7 protein-coding genes are annotated in these 3,542 nt (G+C 57.0%); 4 read left to right on the top strand and 3 right to left on the bottom strand.

What is annotated here, in order from left to right; translation table 11 throughout:
* Positions 1 to 100 precede the first annotated feature (100 nt).
* Together traL and Q9K01_RS15405 are read right to left on the bottom strand one after the other, a co-directional pair.
* A complete protein-coding gene (gene traL, locus Q9K01_RS15410; RefSeq protein WP_305931003.1) occupies positions 101 to 385 on the bottom strand; it encodes a type IV conjugative transfer system protein TraL in 285 nt (94 codons plus the stop codon).
* A gap of 85 nt (positions 386 to 470) precedes the next feature.
* Complete coding sequence (locus tag Q9K01_RS15405) at positions 471 to 788, bottom strand: hypothetical protein (RefSeq protein ID WP_179408777.1); 318 nt, start codon at positions 786 to 788, stop codon at positions 471 to 473.
* A gap of 354 nt (positions 789 to 1,142) precedes the next feature.
* On the opposite strand from Q9K01_RS15405, the gene Q9K01_RS15400 reads away from it, so the two are divergent.
* The 4 genes from Q9K01_RS15400 to Q9K01_RS15385 all read left to right on the top strand — a co-directional run bounded on the left by Q9K01_RS15400 (position 1,143) and on the right by Q9K01_RS15385 (position 2,608).
* On the top strand, positions 1,143 to 1,490 hold the full coding sequence (locus tag Q9K01_RS15400; protein ID WP_305931002.1) for a hypothetical protein: 348 nt from the start codon (positions 1,143 to 1,145) through the stop codon (positions 1,488 to 1,490).
* Positions 1,491 to 1,643: 153 nt separating this feature from the next.
* Entirely contained in the window at positions 1,644 to 2,054 is a 411-nt protein-coding gene (locus tag Q9K01_RS15395; RefSeq protein ID WP_160729027.1) for a hypothetical protein, read from the top strand.
* 126 nt (positions 2,055 to 2,180) lie between these two features.
* Positions 2,181 to 2,336, top strand: a complete 156-nt coding sequence (locus Q9K01_RS15390; RefSeq protein ID WP_305931001.1) for a hypothetical protein — start codon at positions 2,181 to 2,183, stop codon at positions 2,334 to 2,336.
* Complete coding sequence (locus Q9K01_RS15385) at positions 2,333 to 2,608, top strand: hypothetical protein (protein WP_305931000.1); 276 nt, start codon at positions 2,333 to 2,335, stop codon at positions 2,606 to 2,608. Before Q9K01_RS15390 ends, Q9K01_RS15385 begins: the two co-directional genes overlap by 4 nt.
* Here the strand turns inward: Q9K01_RS15385 and Q9K01_RS15380 are convergent.
* On the bottom strand, positions 2,588 to 3,542 hold a 955-nt coding region (locus Q9K01_RS15380; RefSeq protein WP_305930999.1), incomplete at its 5' end, for a lytic transglycosylase domain-containing protein. The genes Q9K01_RS15385 and Q9K01_RS15380 overlap by 21 nt on opposite strands.

Raw genomic sequence — 3,542 nt, 5'->3', positions numbered from 1 at the left:
CACAACCACAAGGATGCCGAGAACGATACAGATGAGCGCGAGGAGATTGCGCTGTTTCAGCGTCCGTTGCGACGCCTCGTGAGCAAGAGAGAGTTCCATTTCAGCCCGCCATCACACGAAGATGAGAAGGCGGAGCGACCTTCAGACCAAAGAACCCACCCGGCAGATGCCAATAGGCAAAATGCAGGACCCAATACATCGAACGCCCGGCTTTTAATTTGCGATAGAAAAACCATGCAGCGACGCTGAAGAAAAGTCCGATAACGATGTGCTGCGCTAGAATTCCCCATCCGAATGGAATCAACATTATGAGGAATTCATCAAGCGTCCAGAACCCGATCAACTCGGGATCGTCGAGGTGTCTTGGGATTGAATACTGGTCCAAAGGTCGTCTCCGCCAATTTGGGGGCGGCTGCGTATCGCGAGGCAATCAGCAGGCCGCATCCCGTGGTGAGAGTCCGATCGAAAAATCAGACCGTACCGGTAATCGTCGAGGTGACGATCGGCACGCCCGTGCCGGCACCGACGCCCACACCAACCGGGATCGCGACCTGGCCAAGCGAAAAGCGACCGGAGGCAAGCGCCACGATGCCGCCGGCAAGCGACAGGACGGTGATGATCTTACCGCCCGAGCCTTCGAGGAAATTGGTGAACTGCGTCAGCGCGGTATCGAACGTGGAGTCGGTACCGGCCATCGCGGCGTCGATTCCGAATACGCTCATCCCGGCTACTGCAGCCAAAGCGACGGCAAGGTTCGCGCCGCCCTTCTTGAGGTCGAGTGCTTTCATTGTCTTTCCCTTCTGGTTTGACGAATGGCGCGATGCGCCAAGGCCAGAAGGGGAGATCGGGAACCATTTCTCAACTATTGCGTGGGTATCTTTAGCTTTACCCGACTTCGAATCACCGTTTGCATGGCCACTCGGCATCGAAATTCGTCCCGGCCGGGTGCAAAAACGAAGCCATTTGGCTACGCCAGTGTGCCTGCCTGGCAAGAAATCGGACCCACGATGGCCCGAATACAGAGCCAGCTGGCCTGTATGCAGCGCCACCTCCCCCATCTAAACAAAAAATCTGATTCTCTGACCTTTCGAGCCGCTGACAGGGCGCGCCCGCACAAAGATTTGAGGGGGCGAGGAGGTTCTATGTCAGACGACAGCGAGGTTGTGCATGAGTTGCTGATGGGCGAGCAGCCCTTCGCGATAATCGCGGACGCGATCCGAATCCTCACGGTTGAAAGGTTGAAGTTTCAGCGCCTGAAAGACGTTATTATTGAGGCCATTAACTCCCGCCCGAAACCTACCAAGGAACAGCTCAAGCTTTTCGCGGGGCAGCTCCCGCTGGACGGCCGAGTGCGGATCTATCTTCGCCTTTCGCGCCCACTCAACGCCAGATTGGACGAGATAAAGACTGATTTGAGTGAGCGTCTCGGTCGCCCATGCGGTGTCCGGGAGACGGTTGTTTTCTGCGCGCTCGTCATTTCTCAACGATAAAGTTTAACTTGCCAAACATCGCTACCCTCTTCCAAGGTATGCGTATGCATAGGGCGGGGCATCGGAGGAACTATGTCCGAGGGGTCACAGCGAGCTGAGATAAAAAGCTGCAGTCAGCTTCAGGAGGAATATTCGGTCCTCATCAGAGATCAGATGCAGAAGCGCGGCGTGAGCGTGCGGAAGCTGGTCAACGAAGGGGTTATCCGACGTAGCCATCGCAACCGTTTCTTCGAACGCATTGCCGAAGGATCGCTCCCGATCGCTGAGTTCCATGCCGTGTCTGCACGACTCGAAATCGATCCGATCCGCGCTGCGATCACAGTTCAGTGTTTCTCGGACCCAGCTTCCTATGAAGATCCGTGCTGCGAGACCTCGGCTCTCGTTGCGATCGCGATGGCCACCCATCTGCCAGGCGAGCTCGCTGCCTGTGAAGGCACCTTCGAGACCATTCGCGACGAACTCTGCAACGGAATTGCAAAAAACACGTCTTCCGCAATCGCCAAATACCACCGCAAGCTCGAAGACCGACGCAACGGTGGAGACTTCGATTTCGCCTACGGTTGAGCGTTGCTCGCACTACCTGGCTGGTCTCTGCTGGCCATCCGGCGCCCCAGATGTCGCAACATAGCGCTCTCATTGCCGAACAGCGATCTGGCGCAGAATGAAATACGGAAAGCAGCGGAGGTCTAAATGAAAGCCCTCGTCGTCAATCAAGCGAAAAGCGGCGATGTCAATTTCAAGCATACGCGGTTCGGACGGAACGAGGCGATGTTCGGTGAGCTGGATCGGACGGCTTCGGGCTCGGTCACCATATGCAAGAGGCACGCTGGTAGCCAGGAGCCATGAAGCAAGAAGCTCTTATCGCCTGGACGTCGCTCTACATTGCCGTCGGTATCATGACGCTGATGTGCGCTGTCCTCGCCGTTCTGGTAACCGCACACGATTGGCGCACCGGAAGGTGGCGTCCCGCCCTCGCCACCCGTCTCGACAAGACGCTGCTTCTGCCAAAGATCTGGCTTCGCTGGCAGATCAACTATCTCAAAGGCGCACCGGTCATCGTCGCGGTAGCTTTGTATTACGCCTGGAGCGTGGGGTTCTCAGTCTTCTGGGATCTTTGACGGCCGAGCGAAGGAAACCAGCTTTGTCCTCCTGAACGGGTTGGCAGCGAGTAACGGCGGAGACCGCACTATGGGCGCCGCGCCGCCATCGAGCGTCGACATGATCGCTCGTACATAGTTGCGGGTCTCCCGGAAAGGCGGGATCCCGTCGTACTGCTCAATGCGGCCCGGACCAGCGTTATAAGCCGCCAGCGCAAGTTCCCACGAACCAAACCGATCGAGCTGCTCGCGCAGATAACGCGCGCCACCAGTTAGATTCTCACGCACGTCCCACGGGTTGCCGACCTTCAGATGACGCGCGGTTCCCGGCATGAGTTGCGTGAGTCCCATCGCCCCTGCATGACTTCGTGCGTGTGGACGATACCGGCTCTCTTGCGCAACCAATGCATCGAAAAGCCTTACAGGAACACCGGCTTCGCAGGCTGCTGTAAGGATATTATGGAAGTAGAGGCGCCGGCGCGATTGGGCATCCGCGCTGATGCCATGACGAGGAAAGTATCCTGTCGTGAGGCAATCCGGATCGGGAAAGTATGCTCTGCGGCGATAGACGCTATATTCGAATTTCGGGCGCCCTCCCCTCATCCAATCCGGCACGAAGGTCGCTGCCGGAACAACGTCGTAAGAAAGGTCGGCCTCGGGCTCCATAGTCCCGTTAAAATTTGCGAAATCGGCCTCGAGTGCCCCAGTTGGTGACGGCAGAGCCTTGGAATCGTCCAAAGGCGAAGCCGTCGATGGAACACCCGGTGTGAGCATTAGAAACGCGGACGAGCGCTCTGGCGAGAATGTTTGCAGTTGCGCTTGCTGCGCGGATGCAGGGACAGACAGGAAGAGGATTGCAAGCAGAAGATTTTTCATAACCATACCTTTCGGCATGGTTTTTCTATCGCTTCGCTCTTCTAGATGCGCCCAGACTGATAGGCAATACTCCGCAATC

Source organism: Qipengyuania benthica, assembly GCF_030717865.1.
In the GTDB taxonomy this organism is placed as follows: Bacteria; Pseudomonadota; Alphaproteobacteria; order Sphingomonadales; family Sphingomonadaceae; genus Qipengyuania; species Qipengyuania benthica.
Note: the sequence above shows the minus strand (reverse complement) of the source record. Positions and strands in the feature narration are given on the sequence as shown.